Annotated in this window: 1 pseudogene; it reads right to left on the bottom strand. The window is 72.4% G+C overall.

What is annotated here, in order from left to right:
* A pseudogene (locus J0695_RS40310) lies at positions 1–703 on the bottom strand (molybdopterin-dependent oxidoreductase); the annotation flags it as partial.
* Between the last annotated feature and the right edge of the window lie 108 nt (positions 704–811).

The raw sequence follows: 811 nt of genomic DNA, 5'->3' as shown, positions 1-811 counted from the left end.
CCGGCGGCGCGCCCGCCAGGGCCAGGAGGTCGTGGATCCGCACCCCGCTCCAGTGCGCCGACTTCGACCAGCCCTCCACACAGGCGATCGGCAGTTCGGCGTCGGTCTGCGGGAGCGCCCGCAGCTCGTCGAGCGTCAGCTCGTACGGACGCGGTCCCGTCACCGCCAGCCGCCAGACCGCGGTGTCGACCCCCAGGGCCCCGGCGGCAGCGGCCGTCCGGTTGACCGGCAGCCCCTGCGGCCCATGGCCAGGATGGCGCGGAGCCAGCAGATCGAGACGGCCCAGCGGGGTGAACGACTGCCCCACCGTCACCACGGTCACCGCGCCCACCGCCGCCGTCACCCCGCGCAGCAGCGACCGCCGATCGGGCCCGTCCCCGGCAGGAAGCGCGAGTGTCCCGGGGGAGTCCACACGCCAATGGCTCGCGATCAAGGGGTACTTGACCGCCACGTGCAGCAGCACCGACCCGGCAAGCACCCAGGCGACCGCGAAATGTACCGGCACGAACGAGAACGGCCACGGATACCACTGCACCGTGTTCAGCAGCCCGGAGAAGACCTCGAAGACCGAGGCCGCGACCAGCAGCCCCACCGAGATCCGCTCAAGACCGTGGCGCACCGACGTGACCGGCGGCCACACGAAGAGCCGCGGATAGACCGTCCACAACTTCGCCAGCAGCAGCGGGATCGCCGCGATCCCGCTTCTGCGGACGTAGTAGGGGACGGGCTACCCGAGGCTCTCCGTGTGGGCCCCGGTCACGTCGGTGCGCCACGGTCTTGAGCGGATCTCGGGGGGGCGGCTGGTCGCGGC

Origin of the sequence: Streptomyces beijiangensis (assembly GCF_017315755.1) — a bacterium.
Lineage (GTDB): Bacteria > Actinomycetota > Actinomycetes > Streptomycetales > Streptomycetaceae > Streptomyces > Streptomyces beijiangensis.
Note: the sequence above shows the minus strand (reverse complement) of the source record. Positions and strands in the feature narration are given on the sequence as shown.